A 25158-nucleotide genomic window follows, 5' to 3' on the forward strand; every position below is an offset into this window, starting at 1 on the left:
CAAGCCGGAGAGGCCCAAGCCATCCCGACCTGAGTGTCAATGCGCTCGATGGGGCCATGGCTGCCGACAGGCGGCCAGCACCACCGCGCCCGGCTTGCGGAGCGGCAGAGCCACTCCAACAACACAGTTGCTCCACGGACGGATTCACGGCGTGTCCCGCGAGCGGTGAGGCCATCGCGCCCTCGACCGACTCAGCTTTTGACTGCATCCACACGACACGATGACTCGATAACTCGGTTGTCTTGAGTAGTCAGAGAGCGCGGATAGATCAGGTGTGGAGCAATTGATCTGTGGCTTGGCTGCAGGGCCCTTGCCCGCCCACCATCGCGGGACACGCTGCAAGTACGTCCTTGTAAGCTCTTACGCGGCATCCATGCCGCGTAAGGTCCCGCGACGGTGGGCGGGCAAGGACCAGTCGAGAGCATCGGTGTGCATGGTTGCCAGCAGTGCATGCGGCCGGTCGATGCGGTGCGGTCTGATCGGCTCCTTTCGATCCGATCGATGTCGCTGCCATTCCCGACATCAGTTCACTCGTCAACGAAGGCGGGTGTGGCCAACACGCTGCTGCCATCGCTACATCGCTCGAGAGGGTATGTTGGCTGCTCTCAGCCGGGCGAGGGGGGCTCGCCTCTGCATCGCGCCATCGTTGCACCTGCTGGCTTATGCTGCGCAGCCTTATCGTCGCTGCCGAGTTCGTATGTCCTACGCCATCGTCTGGTTCCGTCGCGATCTGCGCCTACAGGACAACCCGGCCTTGCGCGCTGCGCTGGATGCCGGGCATGCCCCGATTCCGCTGTATATCGATGCGCCGCACGAAGAAGGCGAGTGGGCGCCTGGCGCGGCGTCGCGCAGTTGGCGGCATCGCTCGCTGGCTGCCCTGGATGCGGCATTGCGCGCGCTCGGTAGCGGCCTGGTGATTCGCGCTGGCGATAGCGCGCAGGTGCTGGACGAGATGATCGCGCAGACCGGTGCGGTGGCGGTGTATTGGAACCGCAAGTACGAACCGGCCACCCAACCGCGCGATGCGCAGATCAAGCGCAGCTTGCGTGAGCGCGGCATCGAAGTGCAGAGCTGCAATGCCTCGCTGTTGATGGAGCCGTGGCAGTTGTCGACCCAGCAGGGCGGCCCGTACAAGGTCTTCACTCCGTACTGGCGCAACGCACTCACGCAACTGCAGTTGCCCGCTGCAGTAGCTGCGCCACGCAGCTTGCCGGCGCTGCCTGCAACGTTGAAAAGCGCCGCGCTGGAGACGCTGGGGTTAGTGCCGAAACTGGACTGGGATCAGGGCTTCTGGGAGCACTGGCAACCTGGTGAGGCTGGTGCGCACGAGATGCTGGAAATTTTCATCGACGGCGCGCTGTCGGGCTATCGCGAAAACCGTGATCGGCCCGATCGGGTCGGCACCTCGCAGCTGTCGCCGCATCTGCATTTCGGCGAGATCGCGCCATGGCGGATCGCCAGCACGCTGGAAGCCAACCGCAATGCGCGCAACAGCGCAGAGATCGATGGTTACATCCGCCAGTTGGGCTGGCGCGATTTTGCCTATCACCTGCTGCATCACTTTCCCGACACCACCAATCAGAATCTCAATCCGCGCTTCGAAGGATTCGATTGGGCCAAGGTCGACCCGGTCGCGTTGCAGGCCTGGCAGCGCGGCCGCACCGGTATTCCGATTGTCGATGCCGGCATGCGCCAGCTCTGGCACACCGGCTGGATGCACAACCGTGTGCGTATGATCGTGGCGAGTCTGTTGTGCAAGCATTTGCGTATCCACTGGATCGAAGGGGCGCGCTGGTTCTGGGAAACGCTGGTGGATGCGGACCTGGCCAACAACACCTTGGGTTGGCAATGGGTCGCTGGTACCGGCGCGGATGCGGCGCCGTATTTTCGTGTGTTCAATCCGGTGACGCAGGCGGAGAAATTCGATCCGCAGGCGGCTTACATCACACGCTGGGTACCGGAGCTGGGCAAGCTTGCGGTGAAGGAGCGTTTCGCACCGTGGTTGTCTCCGTTATCGTTGGCACGATTCGCACCGAAGTACCCGCGCACGCCGATCATTGGCTTGGCCGAAGGTCGCGATGCGGCGTTGGCGGCGTATGCGAAGACGCGGGGATAACCGTAACCGTTTTCCTGAATGCAGTACCTGTCGCAGGCAATCTGCGGCCGCTTTCATCATGTGCCAGTCGCGTTGGTCTGTTTATCCTCGCCGACACGATTGAGTGCCGGATGGTCCGGCCACAGGAGAACACCATGTCCCCAGCAGCTAGCAAGAGTCTGGCCGTTGCCCTGGCCAGCGCCATTGCGCTGTCCGCTTGCGCCACCGGCGGCTCGTATGTGCAGCGCGACCAGTACGGCGATCAGACCCAACAGCAGAACCGCACCGGCCGCAATGCGCTAATCGGCACCGCCATTGGTGTCGCTGCAGGGTTGCTCACCGGCGACAGCGCCACCGAGCGCCGTCAGCACGCGATGGTCGGCGCAGGTATCGGCGCGTTGAGTGGCGCGGCCGTGGGTCAGTACCAGGATCGTCAGGAGCGTGCATTGCGCGAGCGTACCGCCAACACCGGTATCGAAGTGCAGCGCCAGGGCGACAACATCACCTTGAACCTGCCCGACGGCATCACCTTCGACTTCGGCAAGTCGGCGTTGAAGCCGCAGTTTTACAGTGCGCTCAATGGTGTGGCGTCCACGTTGCGCGAGTACAACCAGACCATGGTGGAAGTGGTCGGTCATACCGACAGCGTCGGCAGCGATGCGGTGAACCAGCGTCTGTCCGAAGAACGTGCCGGCGCAGTTGCGCAGTATCTGACCGCACAAGGCGTGCAGCGCGAGCGCATGGAAACGATGGGCGCCGGCAAGCGTTACCCGATCGCCGACAACAACACCGATGCCGGCCGTGCGCAGAACCGTCGCGTGGAAATCCGCTTGATTCCGCTGCGCTCTGAGGGCACTGGTAACAACACGGGTATGCGTTGAGTTGACTCAGTGAATCGTGGCGAGTCGATTGACGAAACCGCGATGTAAAAAAAACAGGTCGCGAAAGCGGCCTGTTTTTGCGTTAAAGATTTTGTTGATCAAGAGCGGCTGATCTGCGGGTTTGCTGCAAGGGCCGGTCGAGATGGTCGGCGTGCATGTTTTCAATAAAGCAACTTGCCAACTGTCTGGCGAGGGTGCCGCGCCCTCAACCGACTCGGCTTGTGACTTAGAATTTGATCGCATCTAAACGACGCTACGAATCGACATCTCGATTGTCTTGTAGTGACTGGACAGTGCGGATAGATCACTTGCAGAGCGGCTGATCTTCGGGTTTGCTGCAGGGCCCTTGCCCGCCCACCGTCGCGGGACACGCCGCAAGTACGTCCGTGTAGGCTCTTACGCGGCATCCATGCCGCGTAAGGTCCCGCGACGGTGGGCGGGCAAGGACCAGTCGAGAGTGTCGGTGTGCATGGTGCAAGCAATGCACGATGCATATTGTTCGGATAACGGTGAGTTCGGTCAGCTTTCCAACGCAAGCCGAGCACCAACAAGCTTTTAAGAAAGCAACCGACTAACTCTCTGGTGCGGTGAGGGCACCGCGCCCTCGACTGAGTAGGCTTTTGACCTGTAGCTAGGCTTTTGACCTAAATGTTGACTGCATCCAAACGTGCAGATGTACCCTCATCCGCCCTTCGGGCACCTTCTCCCGGAGGGAGAAGGGTCACTCCGTTTGGCGGCTGTTTGATTCGGCATTACGCGGTGACGTTTTCCAGGATGCGCTTGCCTTCGGCGCGCAATTTCGCCACTGTGACCACCTCCACTTTCGCATCGTTGTCTGCTTTCTGCGCTGCCAGACGCGCCGGGCACTGCGCCATCATGTAGTCGGCGTCGAAGTTCATCCGGGTGACCAGAAAGTCCACGAAGGCGCGCACTTTTGGCGAGACCAGACGGCCGCCGGCAAACACTGCGTTGAAGTCGACCTCCGGGCCTGTCCAACCGGCGAGCACGCGGCGTACCAGGCCAGATTGCACGAACGGTTTGGCCATTACATCGCCGGTCAATAGCAGGCCTTCGCCGCAGAGCACCGCACCGTTGAGCGCGGCGGGATCGTTGGCCACCATCAGCGGATTGACCGGAAAATCGCGCACGTCGCTGCCATCGCTGAGCGACCAGAAGAAGCGGTTGTTGTGCACGTTGCGGTTCTTGCGCAGTGCCAGCGTGCGATGGAATTGCAGCTCGTCCGGATGCAGCGGTTCGCCATAGCGTTCGATATAGGACGGGCTGGCGAAGACCTGCGTGCGCAGACTGCCGAGTTTGCGTGCGACCAGATTCGAATCCGGCAGCGCACCGACACGCAGTGCCAGATCGGCTTCACCACCGATCAGGTCCAGCTTCTCGTTGCCCAGGTGCATGTCCAGCTGGATCTCCGGATATTGTGCATGGAATTCGCCCAGCAACGGTGCGATCCAGGTGATGCCCAGCGAGTAGGGCACGGTAAAGCGCAACCAGCCACGCGGGCCTGACTGCAATTGCCCGACCGCGCTTTCGGCCTCTTCCAGTTCGCGGGCGATGCGTTGGCAATGTTCGTGATACACCGAGCCGGCTTCGGTCAGGCCGATCCGGCGCGTGGTCCGATGCAGCAGGCGCGCGCCGAGCCGGGTTTCGAGTTCCTGCACCTTGCGACTGACGGTGGTCTTGGGCAGACCGAGCGCGTTGGCGGCGGCGATGAAACTACCTTGCTCGACCACCTTGACGAAGATCAGGGTGTCGTTGAGATCGTGGATCATGGGGGTGCCTTCCAGGGGGTCAGGAGGATTGGACCGCTTACGGGACGATTATTCCCCTAAATCAGGGCTAATCAAGTCCTGCTTTGAGGCCTAACTTGTACGTCATCCCCTCCATGCAGGAACACGGCCATGTGGTTGTGCGACGTTTTCGGTTTGTCCTCCACCTCACGCAACGCGATTGAAGGTGCCTTCGATCCAGTGATTTCGTCGGCGAAAAGCCCGCGTGCCGGTGTTTCGCGCACATTTGCAGCGTCGCCGAAGCGTCAGGCCGGCGGTGCGCCGGCCAAACGGGCTGGACTGCCGGCGCGCTGGATGCAGAGCGGAATTGTCCCGATGTCGGGAGTGAAAGTCCCATGACCGGGATGGTTCAATCCGAGACGGCTGTCATTGGTGGCGCGGGCAATGTGGGCGCCGGGATCGTCGCCGCGCTGCTCGACGCCAGCATGCGGGTGCTCGTGATTGGACGCGATGCTGCCAAGCTCGATGCGCTACGCGCGGAGCACGGCAACTCTCCTCTGTTGGACACCCTGCAAGGCTCGGTGGCCGACGACACCTCCGCGCAGGCGCTGGCGACCGAACTGGCGCAACGCCCACATCCGTTGGCGGCAGTGATCGCCAGCCTGGGCAGCCCGCTCAAGGCCGGCCGCTTGCTGGACCGCCCGGTCACCGCGTTGCGTCGCCGCCTGGAGCGCGACGTATTGCCACATCTGGCTGCTGCCCGTCATCTGTTGCCGCTGCTGAGCGAGGCCGATGGCGGCGGCCGCTATCTGTTGCTCGGCAGCCCGCTGCGCGCCTGGGCCGCGCATGGCGATATTTCCATCGCCGCTGCGGCCACCCGCATGCTCGCCCAGGTGCTGCACGAAGAAGCCAAGCCGCTGGGCGTGCGTGTCCACCTGCTGTCGATCGAGCAACCGGTGTGTACGCCCGGCCGTGCCAAGGATGCGTGTCCGGAGTGGATCCGCGCCGTGGATGTCGGTCGCGCCGCCGTGTCGTTGATTGTCGGGCCTGGCCAGCCCGGACAACCTGTCGTGACCGTCAGTCGTCGCCTGCATGCCGCTCCGTCGGCGGACCGGCTGGCAGGTCTGCATTTCCCCATCCCCACCCGAGAGATTTCCCCATGACTACGAACGCCACCCCGTTCCGTTTTCCCTTGCGTACCGTATTGATGGGCGCCGTACTGGCGGTCGTGTTGGCCGGTTGCGGCAGCCAGGCCGCCGAAACCGGTGCACCGCCGCCGCCCAGCGTCAGCGTCGCCCCGGTGCTGAGCAAGGAAATCAGCCAGTGGGACGAATTCAGCGGCCGTATCGAGCCGGTGGAAAGCGTCGAGCTGCGCCCGCGCGTGTCCGGCTATATCGACAAGGTCAACTATGTTGAAGGAGCCGAAGTGAAGAAGGGCGATGTGCTCTTCAGCATCGATGACCGCAGCTACCGCGCCGAATTCGCGCGCGCCAATGCAGCGCTGGTGCGTGCCCGCACGCAGGCCAATCTGGCCCGCAGCGAAGCGGCACGTGCGCGCAAATTGTCCGAGCAGCAGGCCATTTCGACCGAAACCTGGGAGCAGCGCCGCGCCGCTGGCGACCAGGCCGATGCCGAGGTGCTGGCCGCGCAGGCCGCAGTGGATACCGCCAAGCTCAACCTGGACTGGACCCGCGTGCGCGCACCGATCGACGGCCGCGCCGGGCGTGCGATGGTCACCGCCGGCAACCTGGTCACGGCCAGCGACAGTGCCAGCGTGCTGACCACGTTGGTGTCGCTGGACAAGATGTTCGTCTACTTCGATGCCGACGAAGGCACCTTCCTGCGCTACTCGCAGATGACCCGCGATGGCGAGCGTCCGGACGCGCGTGGCGGCGAGTTGCCGGTACGCATCGGCCTGGTCGGCGAGCAGGGGTTCCCGCATGCCGGGCGCGTGGATTTCCTGGATAACCAGGTCACCCGCAGCACCGGCACCATCCGCGTGCGCGCGGTGCTGGACAACGCGCAGCGGCAGTTCACGCCGGGCCTGTATGCCCACGTGCAGTTGCTGGGCAGCGGCCAGTTCAAGGCCATGCTGGTCGACGAAAAAGCGGTGCTGACCGACCAGGACCGCAAGTACGTGTACGTGGTGGAGAAGGACGGCAAGGCGCAGCGGCGCGATGTGGAGCTCGGCCGCACTGCCGATGGTCTGCGCATCGTGCGCAAGGGGCTGGCGGCCGGCGACCGCGTTGTGGTCGATGGCGTGCAGAAGATCTTCATGCCCGGCATGCCGGTCGATGCCAAGGCCGTGGCGATGGTGCCCACCTCGGACAAGCGCACTGCGTCGAAATAAATCGCGTCGATCACACCTCGCATGCAGTCGCGTCCGCAGTGCGACTGCGCTGCAGGTTCGACCGCTGCACTGATTCATCGCTGCATCGCACCCATGAGCACCGGTCTTTCTAAAAGGCCGGTTCGGGGTCGCTGTGCCGCGCCGCCATCCGGCGGCAACCTCTTTCAGGACCACCCCAATGGACTTTTCCCGTTTTTTCATCGACCGGCCGATCTTTGCCGCGGTGCTGTCGATCATCATCTTCGCTGCCGGCCTGATCGCCATGCCGCTGCTGCCCATCAGCGAGTACCCGGAAGTGGTGCCGCCGAGCGTGCAGGTGCGTGCGGTGTATCCGGGCGCCAATCCCAAGGTCATCGCCGAGACCGTCGCCACGCCGCTTGAGGAAGCCATCAACGGCGTGGAAGACATGATGTACATGAAGTCGGTCGCCGGCTCCGATGGCGTGCTGGTGGTCACCGTGACCTTCAAGCCCGGCACCGATCCGGACCAGGCGCAAGTGCAGGTGCAGAACCGCGTCAGCCAGGCGCAGGCGCGTCTGCCCGAGGACGTGCGGCGCCAGGGTGTCACCACCCAGAAGCAGTCGCCGACGCTGACCATGGTCGTGCATCTGACCTCGCCCAAAGGCAAGTACAACTCGTTGTACCTGAGCAACTACGCGTTGCTGAAGGTCAAGGACGAGCTGTCGCGCCTGCCGGGCGTGGGCCAGATCCAGATCTTCGGTGCGGGCGATTACGCCATGCGCATCTGGCTGGATCCGGACAAGGTCGCCGCACGCGGGCTCACTGCCAGCGACGTGGTCGCCGCGATCCGCGAGCAGAACGTGCAGGTCTCCGCCGGTCAGCTCGGTGCCGAGCCGATGCCCAACAAGAGCGACTTCCTGCTGTCGATCAATGCGCAGGGCCGCCTCACCACCGAAGAAGAGTTCGGCAACATCGTGATCCGGAGCGGCAATAGCGGCGAAATCGTGCGTCTGTCGGATGTGGCGCGTCTGGAACTGGGTGCCGGCAACTACACCTTGCGCTCGCAGCTGGACAACCAGAACGCGGTGGGCATGGGCGTGTTCCAGTCGCCGGGTGCCAACGCGATCGAATTGTCCGATGCGGTACGCGCCAAGATGGCCGAGCTGGAAAAGCAGTTCCCGCAGGACATGGCGTGGTCGGCGGCGTATGACCCGACCGTGTTCGTGCGCGACTCGATCAGTGCGGTGGTCAGCACGCTGCTGGAGGCGGTGCTGCTCGTGGTGCTGGTGGTGATCCTGTTCCTGCAGACCTGGCGCGCCTCGATCATCCCGTTGCTGGCGGTGCCGGTGTCGGTGGTCGGTACGTTTGCCGCACTGTATCTGCTGGGTTTTTCGATCAATACGCTGAGCCTGTTCGGCCTGGTACTGGCGATTGGCATCGTGGTCGACGATGCGATCGTGGTGGTGGAAAACGTCGAGCGCAACATCGAAGAAGGCCTGAGCCCGTTGGCTGCTGCGCATCAGGCGATGCGCGAAGTGTCCGGGCCGATCATCGCCATCGCGCTGGTGCTGTGCGCGGTGTTTGTGCCGATGGCGTTCCTGTCGGGCGTGACCGGCCAGTTCTACAAGCAGTTCGCGGTGACCATCGCGATCTCGACGGTGATCTCGGCGATCAACTCGTTGACGCTGTCGCCGGCATTGGCGGCCATGTTGCTCAAGGCCCACGACGCACCGAAGGATGGCCCGACGCGATTGATCGATCGCTTGTTCGGCTGGTTGTTCCGTCCGTTCAATCGCTTCTTCAACACCAGCTCGAACAAGTATCAGGGCGCGGTGTCGCGTGCGCTGGGCAAGCGCGGTGCGGTGTTCATGGTGTATCTGCTGCTGCTGGTGGCCACCGGTTTCATGTTCAAGGTGGTGCCGGGCGGCTTCATTCCGACCCAGGACAAGCTGTACCTGATCGCCGGTACCAAACTGCCGGAAGGCGCATCGCTGGAGCGCACCAATGAGGTGATCCGCCAGATCACCCAGATCGCGCTGCAGACCGAAGGCGTGGACCACGCGATCGCGTTCCCGGGCCTGAATCCGCTGCAGTTCACCAACACGCCCAACACCGGCACGGTGTTCCTCACCCTCAAGCCGTTTAGCCAGCGCAGCCGCACGGCCGAGCAGATCAATGCGGAGATCAACGCACGCATCAGCCAGATCCAGCAGGGCTTTGCGTTTGCGTTCATGCCGCCGCCAATTCTGGGTCTGGGGCAGGGCTCGGGCTACTCGCTGTACATCCAGGACCGTGCCGGTCTGGGCTATGGCCAGTTGCAGAGTGCGGTCAATGCAATGTCCGGTGCGATCTCGCAAACGCCGGGCATGCAGTTCCCGATCGGCACGTATCAGGCCAACGTGCCGCAGCTCGACGCCAAGGTCGATCGCGACAAGGCAAAAGCACAGGGCGTGCCGCTGACCAATCTGTTCGACACGCTGCAGACCTATCTGGGTTCGTCCTACATCAACGACTTCAATCGCTTCGGTCGCACCTATCAGGTGATCGCCCAGGCCGATGGACAGTTCCGCGACAGTGTTGAAGACATCGCCAATCTGCGCACCCGCAACGATCGCGGGCAGATGGTGCCGATCGGCAGCATGGTCACGCTGGGCCAGACCTACGGCCCGGACCCGGTGATCCGCTACAACGGCTATCCGGCTGCCGATCTGATCGGCGAAGCGGATCCGCGCGTGCTCTCGTCCACACAGGCGATGCAGACGCTGGCCGGCATGGCGCCGAAGGTGTTGCCCAACGGCATGAACATCGAGTGGACCGATCTGAGCTATCAGCAATCCATCCAGGGCAACTCGGCGTTGATCGTGTTCCCGATGGCGGTGTTGCTGGCGTTCCTGGTGCTGGCCGCCTTGTACGAAAGCTGGACGCTGCCGCTGGCGGTGATCCTGATCGTGCCGATGACCTTGTTGTCCGCCTTGTTCGGCGTGTGGCTCACCGGTGGCGACAACAACGTGTTCGTGCAGGTGGGGTTGGTGGTGCTGATGGGCCTGGCGTGCAAGAACGCGATCCTGATCGTGGAATTCGCCCGCGAACTCGAGATGCATGGCAAGGGCATTGTCGAAGCCGCGCTGGAAGCCTGCCGCCTGCGTCTGCGTCCGATCGTGATGACCTCCATCGCCTTCATCGCCGGCACCGTGCCGCTGGTGTTCGGTCATGGCGCCGGCGCCGAAGTGCGCTCGGTCACCGGCATCACCGTCTTCGCCGGCATGCTCGGTGTGACCTTGTTCGGCCTGTTCCTGACCCCGGTGTTCTACGTGGCGCTGCGCAAGTGGGTGACCCGTGGCGAACAACCCGCCGCGCCGGCTGCCGTCTCGCATGAACCCGTCAAGGCGTAAGCGCCGCGGTGCATTCCATACCTTCGAAGGATCTTGAAATGAGCAACAGCAAAATTGCACTGGTCACCGGTGCCACCCGCGGCATCGGCCTGGAAACCGTTCGGCAATTGGCCCTGGCCGGCGTGCACACGCTGCTGGCCGGCCGCAAGCGCGATGACGCGGTCGCTGCCGCACTCAAGCTGCAGGCCGAGGGCCTGCCGGTGGAAGCCATCCAGCTCGACGTCAACGACGACATCAGCATCGCCGCAGCAGTGGGCACGGTGGAACAGCGTCACGGCCACCTGGACATCCTGATCAACAACGCCGGCATCATGATCGACGACATGCAGCGCACGCCGTCGCAGCAGAGCCTGGAGGTGTGGAAGCGCACCTTCGACACCAATCTGTTCGCCGTGGTCGGCGTGACCAAGGCGTTCCTGCCGCTGCTGCGACGTTCGCTGGCCGGGCGCATCGTCAACGTATCGAGCCAGCTCGGCTCGCTGACCTTGCACAGCCAACCCGGCTCGCCGATCTACGACGCCAAGGTTCCCGCGTACAACGCCTCCAAAAGCGCGCTGAACAGCTGGACCGTGCATCTGGCCTATGAGCTGCGCGACACCGCCATCAAGGTCAACAGCGTGCATCCGGGCTACGTCAAAACCGATATGAACGCTGGTAACGGTGAGATCGAAGTGGAGCAGGGCGCGCACAGCAGCGTGCAGATGGCGCTGCTCGACGCGCACGGCGCCACCGGCAGCTTTACGTATTTGGGAGACGTGTTGCCATGGTGAGGACATTCTTGAGCGTGGCACTGGCCACGCTGGTGCTCAGCAGTTGTGCGGTCGGCCCGGATTACCGGCCCGACCCGCCCGCCGCGGTGACGCTGCAGGGCGCGCAGGACGCGGCCTACAGTGCCGAGTCGCCGGTCGGCAACTGGTGGTCGCAGTTCGACGACCCGGTGCTGGAGCAACTGGTGCGCGATGGCTTGTTCGCCAACCACGATTTGCGCATCGCCGTCTCGCGCGTCAAGCAGGCGCGTGCGGTGTTCGTCGAACGTCGCCTGGACCAGGCGCCGCACATCACTGCGCAGGGCAGCTTCGATCGGCGCGAACAACAGCAGGTGATTGCCGGCAATCAGCGTTTCCTCACCGAACAGACCACCCTGGGTCTGGATGCGGCCTGGGAGCTGGATCTGTTCGGTCGTCAGCGGCGTGCGTCGGAAGCGGCACGTGCCGATCTGGAAGCCGAGCAAGCCGGTTTGCTCGACGTGCAGGTCACGGTCGCAGCCGAAATTGCCCGCAACTATTTCGAGTTGCGCGGTACGCAGAAGCAGCTGGATGTCTCCAAGCGCACGCTCACCAACCTGCACGACACCCAGAAACTCACGCAGACGCGTTGGGACCTGGGCGCCGGTAGCGAGCTGGAAGTGCAGAGCAGCCTGGCGCGGCTGAAGGCGATCGAGGCGGATATTCCGTTGCTGGAAACCGCCGAGGCGCAATACCGCCACCGTCTGGCCGTGTTGCTCGGCCAGGCGCCGGACGCGCTGGATGCCACCCTGGTACCTCGCACCACGCCCGCGTTCGCACGTGCGTTGCCGCTGGGCGACACCGCCGGGCTGCTGCGTCAGCGACCGGACGTGCGCAGTGCAGAACGTCGCCTGGCGGCAGCCACCGCGCAGGTTGGCGTCGCGACTGCGGACCTGTTTCCGCGCATCAGTGTGAGCGGCTTTGTCGGCTTCCTGTCCGGCGATGCGGCCAGGCTGACCGAGGGCAGTGGCAAGGCCTGGTCGATCACCCCGTCGATCAGCTGGGCAGCGTTCGACTTCGGCACCGTGCGTGCGCGCCTGCGTGCCAGCAAGGCGCAGGCCGAAGGCGCGTTGGCGCAATACCAGCAGGCCGTGTTGCTGGCGTTGGAAGACACCGAGAACGCACTGACCGGCTACGGCCGCCAGCAGGCGCGTCTGGCGATCGTGGTGGAGCAGGCCAACGCCGCACGGCGTGCCGAACAGTTGGCGCAGATCCGCTACCGCGAGGGCTCGGAAGACTTCCTCACGCTGCTGGATGCACAACGCACCCAACTGGCCGCAGACGATGCGTTGGCACAGGCCGAAGCGGCGGTGAATGTTGGTGTGGTCGGCGTGTACAAGGCGCTGGGCGGCTGGAAGCAGGGCGAAGCGCCTGCTGCACCGGTCGCTGTGATCAATCGTTGAAGCACGCATGCGGGGCGGCCAAGGTGTCGCCCCGCAACCGGTGGGTCAGTCGGCAACCCGCACGCTATCGCGGCCGCCGTTCTTGGCCAGATACAGCGCCGCATCGGCGCGTGAAAACCAGTCCTGCCAATGCGTCTCTCCATCGTGGCGGGCCGCACCCAGCGACACCGTGATACGTCCACCCGGGCCGCGCAGGCCATTGCGAATGACCTTGCGCAGGCGCTCGGTCGCCGCTTCCAGTTCCTGCAGCGAGCCGGCGCGCAACAACACCACGAATTCTTCGCCGCCGAAGCGGAACACCTGATGCGGATCGCGTACCTCGTAACGCAGGATAGTGGCCAGATCCGAGAGTGCCGCATCGCCTGCGGCATGCCCGTACAGATCGTTGACCTCCTTGAAATGGTCCAGATCCAGAATGATCAGGCTGTTGAGCCGATCATGCGGTTGCCGCTGATCGATCTGATGGGTGAGCGCGCGTTCGAGCATGCGTCGGTTGGGCAAGCCAGTGAGCGCATCCAGCGAGGCCAGCTCTTCCAGATGCACGCGGTCGTCCTGCATGCGCAGCGAAAACGCATACCCCACCGTCAGCGTCACCAAGGTCACCACGACCGTCGACACGCCTTGACCAGGGCTGACGATCAAACCGGGCAACAACAACAGTGCCGCCAACAGCGGCAGGCTGAGCAGCACCGCACGTTGCGGCCCGCATAGAAAATAATTGGTCGCCAGCACCGGAAACAGCCAGGGCAGCGCGCCATCGCCGCCTGTCCAGCACGCCACCAGACACCCCCCGACATTGATCGATGCCAGCCATACCCCGCCTGCCCCCGTGTTCTCGGCACTGCGCATCTGCCAGCCGCGCCATACCGCAAGCACACCGAGCACTGCGGTGATCAGACAGGCAGCCACCTGACCGGTCATGGCCAGGTAAACCGCATAGAGGCAGAGCAACAGCGCGGTGATTGGCCCAAGCATCTTGATGATGCCCAGGCGGAAATCCCGCCGCAGGTGGAGGATCACAGTGAAGGTTCTATAGGAGTCGGCATCATTATCGGCTGCGCACTGTGGAAATTGAGCGTGCAGTGCCGCTGCATCGGGTAGGAAGATGAAGCATTGCAGGGCAGGACTTCGCACCTTGTTGACGGCCTTGCCGCAACCGTGTCCGCTTTGCCGTTGGAGTCTGCCATGCCTACCCGCGAAGAACTCGAGACACGCCTGGATGCGTTGCAGGATGCATTGCCGCAGCTGTCGGCTGATGAAGATGCGGATTTCGACTATCTCGATTTCCAGGCGCGCGCCGAAGCCCTGCTGAGCAGCGTCGCGCCCGAAGATGCCGCCCACGTGCGGACCCGCGTCGATGGCATGCTGGCCGGTGCCGGGCTGATCCCAAGCGATGAGGAAGGGCCTGCCTGTGAGTGATGCAGTGTTGTGGTGGGGCAGCGTGCCGCTGGCGGATCGCTGACGCTCAGGCGCGCTGCCGACCGACACCCGGCAGCGCTACGCCTTGCAAGCGTGCGCACGCAACGCCAGCCGGCATGCGTCGGCCATTCACTAGGCTTACGTCTAGATTCCGTCAGCGGGCGTTCCCGCATTGATCACCTGATTACGTCCAGCCTGTTTGGCGCGATACAGCGCTTCGTCGGCCCGGCGCAGCAGCTGCGCGGCATTGCCGGCGTGTTCGGGGAAGCTTGCCGCACCGAACGATGCGGTGACCTTGGGCAGCGACACGCCATCGGACATCACCTGCAACGCCTCGATGCCCGCGCGCAGTTTTTCGGCCATCCTGCTGGCGGTGGACAGATCCACTTCCGGCAGGATGATGGTCAATTCTTCCCCACCGTAGCGGCAGCAGATGTCTTCGCCGCGCATCTGCGTCAACAGGAACTCGCCGATCGCCGCCAGCACGCGATCGCCACCACTGTGCCCATGCAGATCGTTGAACTGTTTGAAATGGTCCACGTCCAGCATCAATACCGACAACGGCAGCGCCCGACGCGTGCAGCGCGCCAGTTCGTGGTTGAGCGCCTCTTCCAGATAGCGGCGGTTGTATAGGCCGGTCAGCGGATCGCGGATGGATTGCTGACGCAGCGTCTCGCGCAAACGCAGATTGTGCAGCGCCAGCGACAATTGTTCTGCGGCCGCTTCGGCCACGGTCAACGAGGTCAGTTCGCGCGGATCCTCGCTGCGCAACGCCAGCATGCCCAATTGCGTACCTTGCGCCGACAACGGAATGCAGACCGTGCTCGCATGCGCCGGAAGATTGGCGCCGGCATGTTGGCAGACCATGCCCTGGCTGGTGTCTTCCACCACATGCGTGCGATCGCGACGCAGCGCCCAACAGTCGTGCGGCGCAATGCTGGCACTGTCGTCGTCAGCCATCGCGCCCCAGGTGACCACCGGCTCGGCGCGATCGCGCGAGGCGCGCAGCAGGTAGACCGCGCCAGAGGCACCCGGGATCAACGGCGCAATCGTGCGCGCGGTGATTTCCAGCGCTTCTTCGGCGTCGCGACAGTTCTGCAGCAGCCCCGAATAGCGCGACAGCGCCTCCAGCCCGGCAGAGGTGCGTTCGAGTGCGGCGAACGACTCCACCAGCCGCTCGCTTGTGCTACTGGCCTCGTCTTCGGCACGCACGCGTCGTTCCAGTTCCCGCGACAGCAGGCGATAGGCAAGCAACATCACTAATAGCCCGCTGATGATGCCGATCACGGTGCTACGCAGCACCCACTGCGCGCTGGTCTGGTTGGTCTCGGTACGCGTCACCAACTGGCGGCGTTCCAGCTCGGTCATGGTCTGCACCTGGCGACGCAGCGTGGAGGAGGTCTGAAACACCCCGCGCGCAATCGATGCGCGCGCGCCACCCAGGCCGTTTGCGCGGTAGCTGTGCAGCAAGTCGTTGATCTGCACCAGGCGCGTGTCCATCAATCGCCGCAGCAGCACGACATTGCGCTCCTGCGCCACGTTGTCCTGTACCAGCGCTTCCAGGCGCACGATGCGTTCGGGCAGGCGTCCGATCGCATCGGCATACACGCCCAGAAATGCCTCGTTATCGGTCAGCACATAGCCACGCACCGACGACTCCGCCGACAGCATGCCGGCCTGGATTTCATTGATGGCGGCGATCACTTCCTGCGTATGCGTTACCCAGCCTGCGTCGGAGAGCGAACGCTGCGTGGTGAAATAACCGCCCAAACCGATCAGCACGAAGATCACCCCGCCGAGCAGTAAAGCCCCGGCAGCATGGCGTTTTGCTTTTTTGGTCAACACCGTGTTCCCCAACACTGATCGTCTGGTAGAGATTGATGCAAAGCGCGTGCCTACGCTTCACCTCGTTTGACCGTTCGTTCAGAATTCCGGTAGTGACAGTGAGGCGCGTGCCGAGAACGGTCCGTCGATATCGCGTGGCAATTGGCGCCGCCAACACGTCCTGGTCACTCGTTGGATGCCGCTGCCCATCGATTGTGCTGGTGCTCGGTGCCACAACTCCTACGCTGATGTCCCCGATTCTGTGTGGTGCGAATACAGCACACGTCTGCCTGCCACGACGCTGGCACGAGGCTTGCTGCCACTGCATCAAGATGCTGGGGAGTGTCTCCAGAGGAGCGTGAGATGGAAGAGCCCAACAAGAGCGCCCTGGTCCTGCTACAGCAAGAAGCCACCGAATTACTGCAGCTTTTCGACCGATTGCGCGGCGATGCATTGCCCGTGGATGCGAACTCGCCACAGATCGCGGTCGCGCCGAACATGGCCTCCGAACAGACGGGTCACGTCACTATCTGACGCAATGCGCAGCGTGGACAGCCGTGCTCCATTGGATGGGCCATCGATCCGACGACTTTGCAACGCCCATGAAAAAGGCCGGGAACCCTCTGCATCGAGAGCCCCGGCCTTAGTCGGTCGTCTTAGGACCGTTGTTTGGTGGAGGTGGGCGGAATCGAACCGCCGTCCGGAAGCACTCCATCCCCAGCACTACATGCTTAGCCCTCCGTTAGATCTCATTTCCAGGCAGCACGGTTGGCAAAGCGCACCTGGAAACCAGCCTGCTTTATCTAACCGGTAGCTGACAGGCAGCCACTACCGACGGTTCCGTGATAATGACCCTACATCTACGAGCACGGGCACAAGTAGGTTCGGGGGTTCGCCTTAGGCGGCTGTAGAACTAAAACTAAAGCCAGTTAAGCGGCGATAGCGTAGTCCGAACCGTAGTTGTCATCGTTGGCAACTAAAAGTTTGCTGCTGGATTAACGAGGAAAGCTGCCCCCTCGGCATGCGCCAAGCGACTTCGCGACCCCCGTCGAAACCAGTGCACCCCCGGGGAAAGCATCAAAACGCTGACCTGCCCAGTGTAGGGATCGGCGCGCCCTGTCACAAGTGGTGAGATACGCAGCGCTTACAGTGGCTTCAGTCCCGTACCGAACGGAACAATCTGTAAACGAAGGAGCGAAGCGATGGCGACCAGCAAGCCCCCACGTCCAAGGCCGGCGCGTGCAGCGCCCCGCAAACCAGCGGCCACTGCCGATCGACCCGCGCGCAAACGTGCAGCACGCAGCGCGCAGCCGCAGACGACGGCGAAGAGCCGCGTGCAGGACAAGGCGCGCACGGTGATCTACATCCATGGCATCGGCAACAAGCCGCCGGCCGAGGTGTTGCGCTGCCAATGGGACAAGGCCTTGTTCGGGCGGCCGATGGGCGAGCGCACGCGCCTGGCGTACTGGGTCAATCGCGAGCGGTATCCGGTCGCCGAGCCCGGCAACTGCGATGCGCGTGATGTTGGCCCTGCGCTCAACCAGAGTGTGCAACGTGCCTTGAGTACGCTTGGGTTGGTGCCGGGCGAGCAGGATCTGCATCTGTTGGCCGATACTTTGGCGCAGAGCGAGCAGGAACGCAGCGATCTGCATCGCTTGCTGGATGAGCTGGACACGGCGTCCGCCACGCCCGCCGTTGGTGACGTGCAGGCAAAAGGCCCGATCGATGCGATCAACCGCGTGCTGCTTCGGCTGATTTCTGCCGCATTGCTGCAGGACGTGCACGATCTGTTCTTCGTGCCCGAGCGTGCGGCGTTGATGCGCGAAAGCCTGGCGCAGCGGTTGCGCTCGGGCGGCGGGCCGCTCGTGGTGGTCGCGCACAGCCAGGGCTCGATGATCGCCTTCGATGTGCTGCGCCAGCTGCAAGCCGCCGAGTGCGAGGTCAGCTTGTTCCTGACCCTGGGCTCGCCGCTGGGCTTGCCGCAAGTGCGCAGCATGTTCAAACGCTGGACCGGCACGCGCAAGCTGCCGTTTCCCGAGTGCGTGCGGCGCTGGATCAACGTGACCGAAACACGCGACCCGATCGCGCTGGACCCGGATCTCAGCGACGACATCGCCAATGCCAAGGGACGTTTCGAAAACCTCTCGGACGCACGCTTGAATCCGGATTGGCAGCACAACCCGCATTCGGGCTCGGGCTATCTGTCGATTCCGCAGGTGCGTGCGGCGGTGCGCGAGGCCGTCGGTGTGGGCTTCGATCAGCCGGTGTCCAACGCGGTGCTGATCAAGGATCTCAGCGAGCAGTTGGAAGCGCATGGGTCCGAGCATCGGCACGAAGTGCTGATCGAACTGCATCGTCGCCTGCTCGGCAACGACCCGGCCGCCACGCGTGCGCTGCTGCTGGCGCAGTTGCGCGAGACCGCGGCACGCAGCACTGGCTTGAGCGGCGACGCATTGGATGAGGCGATCGAACTGGAAGACGGCTTGCAGCGTTTCGTCTCGGCGCGGCTGACACGCTTCGAGATCGAGTCGCTGCAGGATCGCTACCGGGCACTCGGATTCCGGCGTGTGTGGCGCGATGCCGGCAAGCGCGCGCTGATCAACGTCTCCGGCAACGTCTTGCATGCCGATGCTGCGCGCACCGCATATCGCGCGCGCGGTCAGCAGATCGGCTGGGCGGTGCTGGACACCGGCATCGCGGCCAGTCATCCGCATTTCTTCGTGAAGGGCGAGCGTGACAGTGTGGTGGCGCAATGGGATTGCACGCGGCGTGGCGCGCCTAAGCGATTGACGCGCGCAGATGGCGATGCATTCGCCAGGCTCGATCGGCATGGGCACGGCACCCATATCGCCGGCATCATCGCCGGCCAATCTCGCGCGGTGATCGCAGACGTGGAGGGCAATCCCGGTAAACCACAGGAGTTCGCCGGCATGGCGCCCGACACGCAGTTGTATGGATTCAAGGTGCTGGACGACGCCGGAAACGGCCGCGATTCGTGGATGATCAAGGCGGTGCAACAGGTGGCTGCGATCAACGAGCGCGCCGGCGAGTTGGTCATCCACGGGGTCAACCTGAGCCTGGGCGGCTACTTCGACCCGGAGAGTTACGGCTGCGGTTTTACGCCGTTGTGCAACGAGTTACGCCGGCTATGGCGGCAAGGCGTACTGGTTGTCGTCGCCGCCGGCAACGAGGGCATGGCCTGGTTGATGCGTAACGATGGCGATGCGTATCCGGCCAACATGGATCTGTCGATCAGCGACCCGGGAAATCTGGAAGACGCCATCGTGGTCGGCTCGGTGCACAAGAGCAGCCCGCACAACTACGGCGTCTCGTATTTTTCGTCGCGCGGGCCGACCGCCGATGGCCGCGGCAAGCCCGATGTGGTCGCACCAGGCGAAAAGATCCTGTCGGCCTATTACGACTTCGACCCGAACGATGCGGCCAGCCTGATGGTGGAGATGAGCGGCACCAGCATGGCCGCACCGCATGTCTCCGGCGTATTGGCCGGATTTCTTTCCGCACGTCGCGAGTTCATCGGCTTTCCAGACCGGGTCAAGCAACTGCTGCTGGAGACCAGTACCGACCTGCAACGCGATCGCTATGTGCAGGGCAGGGGGGTGCCGAATCTGATGCGGATGCTTGGGAGGACGTGATTCGGGAGTCGGGATTGGGGATTGGCAAAAGCACCTCAGGACGCTGGTGGCTCCCATCGTGTGGATGGCGCAAGGGCGTCGCTACATCTGAATCAGCAAGCAGCATCTGCGGTTACGAATCCCCAATGCCGACTCCCCAATCCCGGCCCCTCACGCATCGCGATTATGCCGCCGCATCACGCGCTGCTTGTCGCGCTGCCAGTCGCGGTCCTTGGCGGCGTCGCGCTTGTCGTGGTTCTGCTTGCCCTTGGCCAGTGCGATTTCCAGCTTGACCTTGTTGTTGCTCCAGTACAGCGCAGTGGGCACCAGGGTGTAGCCGTCGCGTTCGACGCTGCTCAGCACCTTGTCGATTTCCCGACGATGCAGCAGCAGCTTGCGGTCGCGTCGTTCCACCGGCACGGTGTGGCTGGAGGCCTGGATCAGCGGTGTGATCTGCGCGCCGATCAGGAAAATCTCGCCGGAGCGCACATACGCGTAGCCGTCGATGATATTGGCGCGGCCGGCGCGAATCGCCTTGACCTCCCAGCCCTGCAGGGCCAGGCCGGCTTCGTAGCGCTCTTCCAGGTGGTATTCGTGGCGCGCACGCTTGTTCAACGCGATGGTTTTCGTGGCCGTCGCGCCGTTTGCTTTATCCTTGGCTGGTTTCTTGCTCATGCCGCTATTGTCGCCGATTCGGTGTCTTCAAACGATCTTCTGTCTTTCACAAGTTAGAGAATGCCTACCATCCGTCGCAGCGCACTGGTCGAACACAGCGCCACCCGCATGTTCGATCTGGTCAATGATGTCGCCGCCTATCCGCGCCGTTTCGGCTGGTGCGACGCTGCCCATGTGCTTGAGCAGGACCAGGCGCATATCGTGGCGCGCCTGGATCTGGGGCTGGGGTCGTTCCGCACCTGGTTCACTACCGAAAATCGGCTTGAGCGCCCGGAACGTATCGTCATGCATCTGCGCGACGGCCCGTTCAAGCGTCTGGAAGGGCTGTGGGAATTTCAGTCGCTCGGCGAAAACGCCTGCAAGGTCAGTTTGACGATGGAAGTGGAGACCAGCTCGCGTCTGCTGGGTCCGGCGCTGGCGCTGGGCTTTCAGGGGCTGGCCGATCGCATGGTCAACGATTTCGTGCGGGTCGCCGATCGCGGCGACGTGTAAGCCATGCAGGTCGAAGTGGTGCTGGCCTGGCCGGATCGCTACAGCTCGATGCAACTGAATCTGGCTGACGGCGCCACGGTAGCCGAGGCGATTGCCTCCTCTGGTCTGGCGGTGGATCAGCCAATCGCAGCACAGGCGATTCACGGGGTAATTGCGCGACCGGATCAGGTGCTGCGCGATGGCGACCGGGTCGAATTGCTCAGGCCGCTGTTGATGGATCCGAAAGAGGCGCGTCGCCGCCGTGCCGGACCAAGCAAAAAGGCCGGTCCCAACGCCTAGTCGTTTGCCAGCGCTGCGACGCACGGTGCGGCACAGCGAACTCTTCCGGTGACTGTCCTGAAAAGCCGAACGTAGCCGTTGGTTCGGACAAGCGCCTGTGGACACGACGCAGCCGACAAAAAACGCGCAGTCGGTGTCAGGGCCCGCGCTGCAGTCCTTGATCGAACACGTCTTTCCGACCGGCCAAAACTAAAAAACGCATCCGTTCAAAGGGATGCGTTCTCTGGTCCTGCCAACACTCAGGCGATCGCAAAATCGCCGAGCACCCGCATCAACGGCCGCGCTGCTTCTTCTTGTCGCGCGCCAGATTGCGGCCGAACTGCTTGGGTGCCGACTTGGCGAGCTGCTCGTCCTGGGCCGGGAAATAATCGCCCTCCCAACGGGTGACCTGCTCGTTTTCGAAGTACACGACGAAGTTCTTGACCTCGGTGTGCGCCAGACGGTCTACGCGCTGGGTGGACGTGTAGTCCCAACGCTGCGCGTGGAACGGGTCGGGGATCGAAGGAGTGCCCAGCAACGCGCTGACCTGCTGCTTGCTCTGGCCGACCTGGAGTTGCTCCACGGCATTCTGTTTGATCAGATTGCCCTGGTAGATCGGCTGCTTGTAAATGATGCCGCAGCCAGCGGTGGAAAGAGCAACGGCGGCGACCAGCAGGAGATTGCGCATCGGGGATTAAGTGCTGAGGAAATCACGCCGATGATACACTCCCCCCGGTCGCCGCGACCCGTTTGAAGGCAGCTGGCGCTAAATCGCCAATGAACGGAGAACGTATGGAAACCCACGACCTGCGCAAAGTCGGGCTCAAGGTGACCCATCCGCGGATGCGGATACTGGAATTGCTCGAACAAAAGAGCAATCACCACCACCTCAGCGCAGAAGACATCTATCGCCAGCTACTCGACCACGGCGACGAAATCGGTCTGGCCACGGTGTATCGGGTGCTGACCCAGTTCGAGGCTGCCGGCCTGGTGCTGAAGCACAATTTCGAAGGCGGCCAGGCCGTCTATGAGCTGGATCGCGGTGGCCACCACGACCATATGGTCGATGTGGATACCGGCCACGTGATCGAGTTCGAAAGCGAAGAGATCGAGGCGCTGCAGCGTCAGATCGCCGCTCAGCACGGTTACGAGCTGGAAGAGCATTCGCTGGTGCTGTACGTGCGCAAGAAGCGTGTGCGCTAAACGCGGCGCGCAGCACGGCGGTAACGACAAGGCGGCTTCGGCCGCCTTGTGCGTTTGCAGACGGTAGCCGCCTCGACAACGCCGAGCGTGTCGCCCGGCAATCGAGCCGATTACGCGCTCTGCAGCAGCTTCCGTGCGGCCGCGCGAGCCTCTTTGCTGACTTCCACGCCGCCCAGCATGCGCGCCAGTTCTTCCTGACGGGCCTGCGGGCCGAGCAGTTCGACCGCGCTCTGGGTCATGCCGTCCACCGGCGCCTTGCTGACCCGGTAATGGGCGTGGCCCTTGGCGGCGACCTGCGGCAAGTGGGTGACGCATAGCACCTGGCGCTCTTCGCCCAGGGCGCGCAGCTTCTGCCCGACGATGTCGGCCACCGCGCCGCCGATGCCGGAATCGACTTCGTCGAAGACCATGGTCGGCACGCTGTCCAGCCCCAGTGCAGCCACTTCGATCGCCAGCGAAATCCGCGACAGCTCACCGCCGGAGGCGACCTTGCGCAGCGCGCGCGGCGGTTGCCCGGCGTTGGCGGCGACCAGGAATTCGACCCGCTCGGCGCCGTTCGGGTCCGGGCGCAAAGTGTCCTGCGGCTGCAACTGGATCAGGAACTGCCCGCCGCCCATGCCCAGCTCGCCGATCAGCGTAGTGGTGGCGGCCGACAAGGAGTCTGCCGCGGTGGTACGGCTGGCGCTGAGGGCGGCGGCGGCGTTGCGCCAGACGTCGGCTGCGGTGGCGATGTGCTTGTCCAGCTGCTGCAGGCGTTCGTCTGCGCCGCGTAGGCCTTCCACTTCCTGGCTCATGCGGTCGCGCTGCGCGGCCAGTTCGTCCGGGGTCACGCGGTGCTTGCGGGCCAGATCGTGCAGGCGGCCGAGCCGGCGTTCCATCGCTTCGAACTGGGCCGGGTCGGCGTCCAGGTCGTCGCGTACGCGGTCGAGCAGGGCCAGCGCTTCGTCGATCTGGATTGCGGCACTGTCCAGCAGTGCGTCCACCTCCCCAAGGCGCGGCTCGTGTTCGGCGACGCGGGCCAGGTCGTGGCGGCTGCCTTGCAGCAGGCCCAGCGCCGATGCGCCATCGTCGCCGTTGAGCTGCTGGGCGACGCTTTCACAGGCGCCGATCAACGCGGTGGCGTGCGCCTGACGACGATGATTGACGTCCAGCGCGGCAATTGCGGCCGGGTCCAGGTCTTCGCGTTCGAGTTCGCCCAACTGGTGTTCGAGAAAGCCGATGCGGTCGGAGACATCGCCCTGCGCCGACAGCGCATCGCGCTCGTCCAGCAGCGCCTGCCAGTGCCGGCTGGCCTGGCGCACCTGTTCGCGCTGCGCGCTGTTACGTGCGTAGGCGTCGAGCAGGGTGAGCTGGCTGTGGCGGGCCATCAGGGCCTGGTGTTCGTGCTGGCCATGGATTTCCACCAGCCTTGATGCCAGCTCGGCCAACTGCGAGGAGGTGACCGGGCGTCCGTTGATCCAGGCGCGCGAGCCGCCATCGGCGCGGATGATGCGGCGCAGTTGGCATTGCGCGTCGTCGTCCAGCTCGTTGTCGGCCAGCCAGGTGAGGCCCGGATGTTCGCCGGGCAGCTGGAATTCGGCCGACAGCTCGGCGCGGTCGGCGCCGTGGCGGACCACGCCGCTGTCGGCACGCAGGCCGGACAAAAAGCCCAGCGCGTCCACCATCAGCGACTTGCCGGCGCCGGTTTCGCCGGAGACCACGGTCATGCCCGGTCCGAATTCCAGTTCGGTGGCGCGGACGACGGCGAAATCCTTGATGGAGAGGTGTCTGAGCATGGGATCGAGTGTGAACGCTTTGGGCAAGCTTAGGGTGGGAGGGGCGGCGAGGGAATGAGACCCTTGCCAATCACGGGGCCAGAGATTATCTATGCCCAGTCTCACCGGATGATCCCATGCGCGCGTCACAGTCCCCAACGCTCGACCCCCGCGCACGCCAGTTGCTACGGACGCTGATTGCCCGTTACATCCGCGACGGCGAGCCGGTGGGCTCCAAGACGCTGGCCCAGCATGCGGGGCTGGATGTCAGCCCGGCCACCATCCGCAATATCCTGGCCGACCTGGAAGACGTGGGGCTGCTCAGCTCTCCGCACACCTCGGCCGGGCGTATTCCTACCGCACACGGCTACCGCGTGTTCGTCGATAGCCTGGTGCAGATGCAGCCGCCGGGCGAGGAAGAAGTGCGCCGCCTGCGCGCCGAGCTTGCCAGCGGCAACGGCACCCAATCGTTGCTGGGCAGTGCCTCGCAGATGCTGTCGGCGATGAGCCACTTCGTTGGCGTGGTCAGCGCGCCGCGGCGCGAGCAGTTCGCCTTCCGGCATATCGATTTCGTGCCGCTGGATGCGCGGCGGGTGCTGGCGATCCTGGTGTTTGCCGACAACGAGGTGCAGAACCGGGTGATCGAGCCGCGCCGCGCTTACGAGCCCGCCGAGCTGGAGCGGGTGGCCAATTACCTCAATGCGCAGTTTGCCGGGCGCGCGCTGTCGGACATTCGCGTCTCGCTGCTGCGCGAGCTGCGCATGGCCAAGAACGAGATGGAGCAGCTGCTGGCGCACAGCGTGGACCTGGCCAGCGAGGCGCTGGTACCGGCCGAGGCCGACGACATGGTGATGGCCGGGCAGACCCGGCTGATGGGCGTGCAGGACCTGTCGGACCTGGACCGCCTGCGCGAGCTGTTCGAGGCTTTCGCCAGCAAGCGCGAGATCCTGCAGCTGCTCGAACGCACCATCCAGGCGCCGGGCGTGCGCATCTTCATCGGCGAGGAGACCGGCATGGTGTCGCTGGAAGACGTCTCGCTGGTCACCGCGCCGTATGCCGCCAATGGCCAGGTGCTCGGCGTGCTGGGGGTGATCGGGCCCAAACGCATGGCCTACGACCGCCTGATTCCGCTGGTGCAGACCGCCGCCCAGGTGCTGGGTGCGGCCATGGAACCGCCCGCGACGCGATAACCGCAGTCGATCGGGGCGATCGTTTTGCTTGAAACGCGCGCGCGCGCCCACATACGGGGTGACGTTGGGGCGGGCGTTCCGCCGGCCCGGGAACTGTGCA

General features: G+C 64.0%; 21 protein-coding genes and 1 other RNA gene. 15 read left to right on the forward strand and 7 right to left on the reverse strand.

The genetic code is table 11. The features are described 5' to 3' along the window. The first annotated feature begins 697 nt into the window (after positions 1-697). Both XcyCFBP4188_RS16605 and XcyCFBP4188_RS16610 read left to right on the forward strand, forming a co-directional pair. Positions 698-2116: a cryptochrome/photolyase family protein gene (locus XcyCFBP4188_RS16605; RefSeq protein ID WP_104592468.1), complete on the forward strand. Its 1419-nt coding sequence runs from the start codon at positions 698-700 to the stop codon at positions 2114-2116. Between the two features lie 134 nt (positions 2117-2250). Beyond that, positions 2251-2976, forward strand: a complete 726-nt coding sequence (locus XcyCFBP4188_RS16610; protein WP_043910313.1) for a YiaD family glycine zipper/OmpA-like lipoprotein — start codon at positions 2251-2253, stop codon at positions 2974-2976. Positions 2977-3728: 752 nt separating this feature from the next. Here XcyCFBP4188_RS16610 and XcyCFBP4188_RS16615 read toward each other — a convergent pair. Then, entirely contained in the window at positions 3729-4763 is a 1035-nt protein-coding gene (locus XcyCFBP4188_RS16615) for an XC_2801 family transcriptional regulator (RefSeq protein WP_006451896.1), read from the reverse strand. Between the two features lie 129 nt (positions 4764-4892). On the opposite strand from XcyCFBP4188_RS16615, the gene XcyCFBP4188_RS23680 reads away from it, so the two are divergent. From XcyCFBP4188_RS23680 to XcyCFBP4188_RS16645, 6 genes are all read left to right on the forward strand, one after another. Further along, on the forward strand, positions 4893-5120 hold the full coding sequence (locus XcyCFBP4188_RS23680) for a hypothetical protein (RefSeq protein ID WP_085462307.1): 228 nt from the start codon (positions 4893-4895) through the stop codon (positions 5118-5120). Beyond that, positions 5117-5884 (forward strand): SDR family NAD(P)-dependent oxidoreductase, encoded by a 768-nt coding sequence (locus tag XcyCFBP4188_RS16625; protein ID WP_104592469.1) that lies wholly within the window; start codon positions 5117-5119, stop codon positions 5882-5884. Before XcyCFBP4188_RS23680 ends, XcyCFBP4188_RS16625 begins: the two co-directional genes overlap by 4 nt. Next, positions 5881-7071: an efflux RND transporter periplasmic adaptor subunit gene (locus XcyCFBP4188_RS16630; RefSeq protein ID WP_006451894.1), complete on the forward strand. Its 1191-nt coding sequence runs from the start codon at positions 5881-5883 to the stop codon at positions 7069-7071. Before XcyCFBP4188_RS16625 ends, XcyCFBP4188_RS16630 begins: the two co-directional genes overlap by 4 nt. Positions 7072-7249: 178 nt before the next feature. Further along, positions 7250-10423 (forward strand): efflux RND transporter permease subunit, encoded by a 3174-nt coding sequence (locus tag XcyCFBP4188_RS16635; RefSeq protein ID WP_074057850.1) that lies wholly within the window; start codon positions 7250-7252, stop codon positions 10421-10423. A gap of 38 nt (positions 10424-10461) precedes the next feature. Beyond that, positions 10462-11193, forward strand: a complete 732-nt coding sequence (locus tag XcyCFBP4188_RS16640; RefSeq protein ID WP_074057849.1) for an SDR family oxidoreductase — start codon at positions 10462-10464, stop codon at positions 11191-11193. Further along, positions 11187-12611 (forward strand): efflux transporter outer membrane subunit, encoded by a 1425-nt coding sequence (locus tag XcyCFBP4188_RS16645; protein ID WP_104592470.1) that lies wholly within the window; start codon positions 11187-11189, stop codon positions 12609-12611. The genes XcyCFBP4188_RS16640 and XcyCFBP4188_RS16645 overlap by 7 nt, the downstream gene beginning before the upstream one ends. A gap of 45 nt (positions 12612-12656) precedes the next feature. On the opposite strand, the gene XcyCFBP4188_RS16650 is transcribed toward XcyCFBP4188_RS16645, so the two are convergent. Then, the gene (locus tag XcyCFBP4188_RS16650) at positions 12657-13631 is read right to left on the reverse strand and encodes a GGDEF domain-containing protein (RefSeq protein WP_104592471.1); all 975 of its coding nucleotides are present in this window, start codon (positions 13629-13631) and stop codon (positions 12657-12659) included. A gap of 93 nt (positions 13632-13724) precedes the next feature. Here XcyCFBP4188_RS16650 and XcyCFBP4188_RS16655 point away from each other — a divergent pair, with 93 nt between their 5' ends. Continuing rightward, positions 13725-14030, forward strand: a complete 306-nt coding sequence (locus XcyCFBP4188_RS16655; protein WP_043907759.1) for a hypothetical protein — start codon at positions 13725-13727, stop codon at positions 14028-14030. Positions 14031-14174: 144 nt separating this feature from the next. On the opposite strand, the gene XcyCFBP4188_RS16660 is transcribed toward XcyCFBP4188_RS16655, so the two are convergent. After that, on the reverse strand, positions 14175-15875 hold the full coding sequence (locus XcyCFBP4188_RS16660; protein WP_043907765.1) for a sensor domain-containing diguanylate cyclase: 1701 nt from the start codon (positions 15873-15875) through the stop codon (positions 14175-14177). 342 nt (positions 15876-16217) lie between these two features. On the opposite strand from XcyCFBP4188_RS16660, the gene XcyCFBP4188_RS22900 reads away from it, so the two are divergent. Continuing rightward, entirely contained in the window at positions 16218-16388 is a 171-nt protein-coding gene (locus XcyCFBP4188_RS22900; protein WP_006449450.1) for a hypothetical protein, read from the forward strand. Positions 16389-16524: 136 nt separating this feature from the next. Here XcyCFBP4188_RS22900 and ssrA read toward each other — a convergent pair. Further along, positions 16525-16921, reverse strand: a transfer-messenger RNA (tmRNA) gene (ssrA, locus tag XcyCFBP4188_RS16665). Positions 16922-17056: 135 nt separating this feature from the next. Here ssrA and XcyCFBP4188_RS16670 point away from each other — a divergent pair. Continuing rightward, on the forward strand, positions 17057-19507 hold the full coding sequence (locus tag XcyCFBP4188_RS16670; protein ID WP_104592472.1) for a S8 family serine peptidase: 2451 nt from the start codon (positions 17057-17059) through the stop codon (positions 19505-19507). Between the two features lie 150 nt (positions 19508-19657). Here the strand turns inward: XcyCFBP4188_RS16670 and smpB are convergent, their stop codons facing one another. Further along, positions 19658-20161, reverse strand: a complete 504-nt coding sequence (smpB, locus tag XcyCFBP4188_RS16675) for an SsrA-binding protein SmpB (protein WP_006449452.1) — start codon at positions 20159-20161, stop codon at positions 19658-19660. Between the two features lie 60 nt (positions 20162-20221). On the opposite strand from smpB, the gene XcyCFBP4188_RS16680 reads away from it, so the two are divergent. Beyond that, a complete protein-coding gene (locus tag XcyCFBP4188_RS16680; protein WP_006449453.1) occupies positions 20222-20653 on the forward strand; it encodes a type II toxin-antitoxin system RatA family toxin in 432 nt (143 codons plus the stop codon). A gap of 3 nt (positions 20654-20656) precedes the next feature. After that, positions 20657-20932: an RnfH family protein gene (locus tag XcyCFBP4188_RS16685; protein ID WP_006449454.1), complete on the forward strand. Its 276-nt coding sequence runs from the start codon at positions 20657-20659 to the stop codon at positions 20930-20932. Positions 20933-21203: 271 nt separating this feature from the next. Here the strand turns inward: XcyCFBP4188_RS16685 and XcyCFBP4188_RS16690 are convergent, their stop codons facing one another. Next, positions 21204-21599: an outer membrane protein assembly factor BamE gene (locus XcyCFBP4188_RS16690; protein ID WP_006449455.1), complete on the reverse strand. Its 396-nt coding sequence runs from the start codon at positions 21597-21599 to the stop codon at positions 21204-21206. A gap of 104 nt (positions 21600-21703) precedes the next feature. On the opposite strand from XcyCFBP4188_RS16690, the gene fur reads away from it, so the two are divergent. Then, on the forward strand, positions 21704-22114 hold the full coding sequence (fur, locus tag XcyCFBP4188_RS16695; RefSeq protein ID WP_006449456.1) for a ferric iron uptake transcriptional regulator: 411 nt from the start codon (positions 21704-21706) through the stop codon (positions 22112-22114). Positions 22115-22224: 110 nt separating this feature from the next. On the opposite strand, the gene recN is transcribed toward fur, so the two are convergent. Further along, entirely contained in the window at positions 22225-23889 is a 1665-nt protein-coding gene (gene recN / locus XcyCFBP4188_RS16700) for a DNA repair protein RecN (RefSeq protein ID WP_006449457.1), read from the reverse strand. Positions 23890-24005: 116 nt separating this feature from the next. On the opposite strand from recN, the gene hrcA reads away from it, so the two are divergent. Beyond that, positions 24006-25058: a heat-inducible transcriptional repressor HrcA gene (hrcA, locus tag XcyCFBP4188_RS16705; RefSeq protein WP_104592473.1), complete on the forward strand. Its 1053-nt coding sequence runs from the start codon at positions 24006-24008 to the stop codon at positions 25056-25058. The last annotated feature ends 100 nt before the right edge of the window (positions 25059-25158 follow it).

The organism is Xanthomonas hortorum pv. cynarae (assembly GCF_002939985.1).
GTDB classification, from domain to species: Bacteria; Pseudomonadota; Gammaproteobacteria; order Xanthomonadales; family Xanthomonadaceae; genus Xanthomonas; species Xanthomonas hortorum_D.

Coding starts and splice junctions, on each gene's coding strand:
- XcyCFBP4188_RS16605 (WP_104592468.1), top strand. CDS start 698: ATGTCCTACGCCATCGTCTGGTTCCGTCGCGATCTGCGCCTACAGGAC.
- XcyCFBP4188_RS16610 (WP_043910313.1), top strand. CDS start 2,251: ATGTCCCCAGCAGCTAGCAAGAGTCTGGCCGTTGCCCTGGCCAGCGCC.
- XcyCFBP4188_RS16615 (WP_006451896.1), bottom strand. CDS start 4,763: ATGATCCACGATCTCAACGACACCCTGATCTTCGTCAAGGTGGTCGAG.
- XcyCFBP4188_RS23680 (WP_085462307.1), top strand. CDS start 4,893: ATGTGGTTGTGCGACGTTTTCGGTTTGTCCTCCACCTCACGCAACGCG.
- XcyCFBP4188_RS16625 (WP_104592469.1), top strand. CDS start 5,117: ATGACCGGGATGGTTCAATCCGAGACGGCTGTCATTGGTGGCGCGGGC.
- XcyCFBP4188_RS16630 (WP_006451894.1), top strand. CDS start 5,881: ATGACTACGAACGCCACCCCGTTCCGTTTTCCCTTGCGTACCGTATTG.
- XcyCFBP4188_RS16635 (WP_074057850.1), top strand. CDS start 7,250: ATGGACTTTTCCCGTTTTTTCATCGACCGGCCGATCTTTGCCGCGGTG.
- XcyCFBP4188_RS16640 (WP_074057849.1), top strand. CDS start 10,462: ATGAGCAACAGCAAAATTGCACTGGTCACCGGTGCCACCCGCGGCATC.
- XcyCFBP4188_RS16645 (WP_104592470.1), top strand. CDS start 11,187: ATGGTGAGGACATTCTTGAGCGTGGCACTGGCCACGCTGGTGCTCAGC.
- XcyCFBP4188_RS22900 (WP_006449450.1), top strand. CDS start 16,218: ATGGAAGAGCCCAACAAGAGCGCCCTGGTCCTGCTACAGCAAGAAGCC.
- XcyCFBP4188_RS16670 (WP_104592472.1), top strand. CDS start 17,057: ATGGCGACCAGCAAGCCCCCACGTCCAAGGCCGGCGCGTGCAGCGCCC.
- smpB (WP_006449452.1), bottom strand. CDS start 20,161: ATGAGCAAGAAACCAGCCAAGGATAAAGCAAACGGCGCGACGGCCACG.
- XcyCFBP4188_RS16680 (WP_006449453.1), top strand. CDS start 20,222: ATGCCTACCATCCGTCGCAGCGCACTGGTCGAACACAGCGCCACCCGC.
- XcyCFBP4188_RS16685 (WP_006449454.1), top strand. CDS start 20,657: ATGCAGGTCGAAGTGGTGCTGGCCTGGCCGGATCGCTACAGCTCGATG.
- XcyCFBP4188_RS16690 (WP_006449455.1), bottom strand. CDS start 21,599: ATGCGCAATCTCCTGCTGGTCGCCGCCGTTGCTCTTTCCACCGCTGGC.
- fur (WP_006449456.1), top strand. CDS start 21,704: ATGGAAACCCACGACCTGCGCAAAGTCGGGCTCAAGGTGACCCATCCG.
- recN (WP_006449457.1), bottom strand. CDS start 23,889: ATGCTCAGACACCTCTCCATCAAGGATTTCGCCGTCGTCCGCGCCACC.
- hrcA (WP_104592473.1), top strand. CDS start 24,006: ATGCGCGCGTCACAGTCCCCAACGCTCGACCCCCGCGCACGCCAGTTG.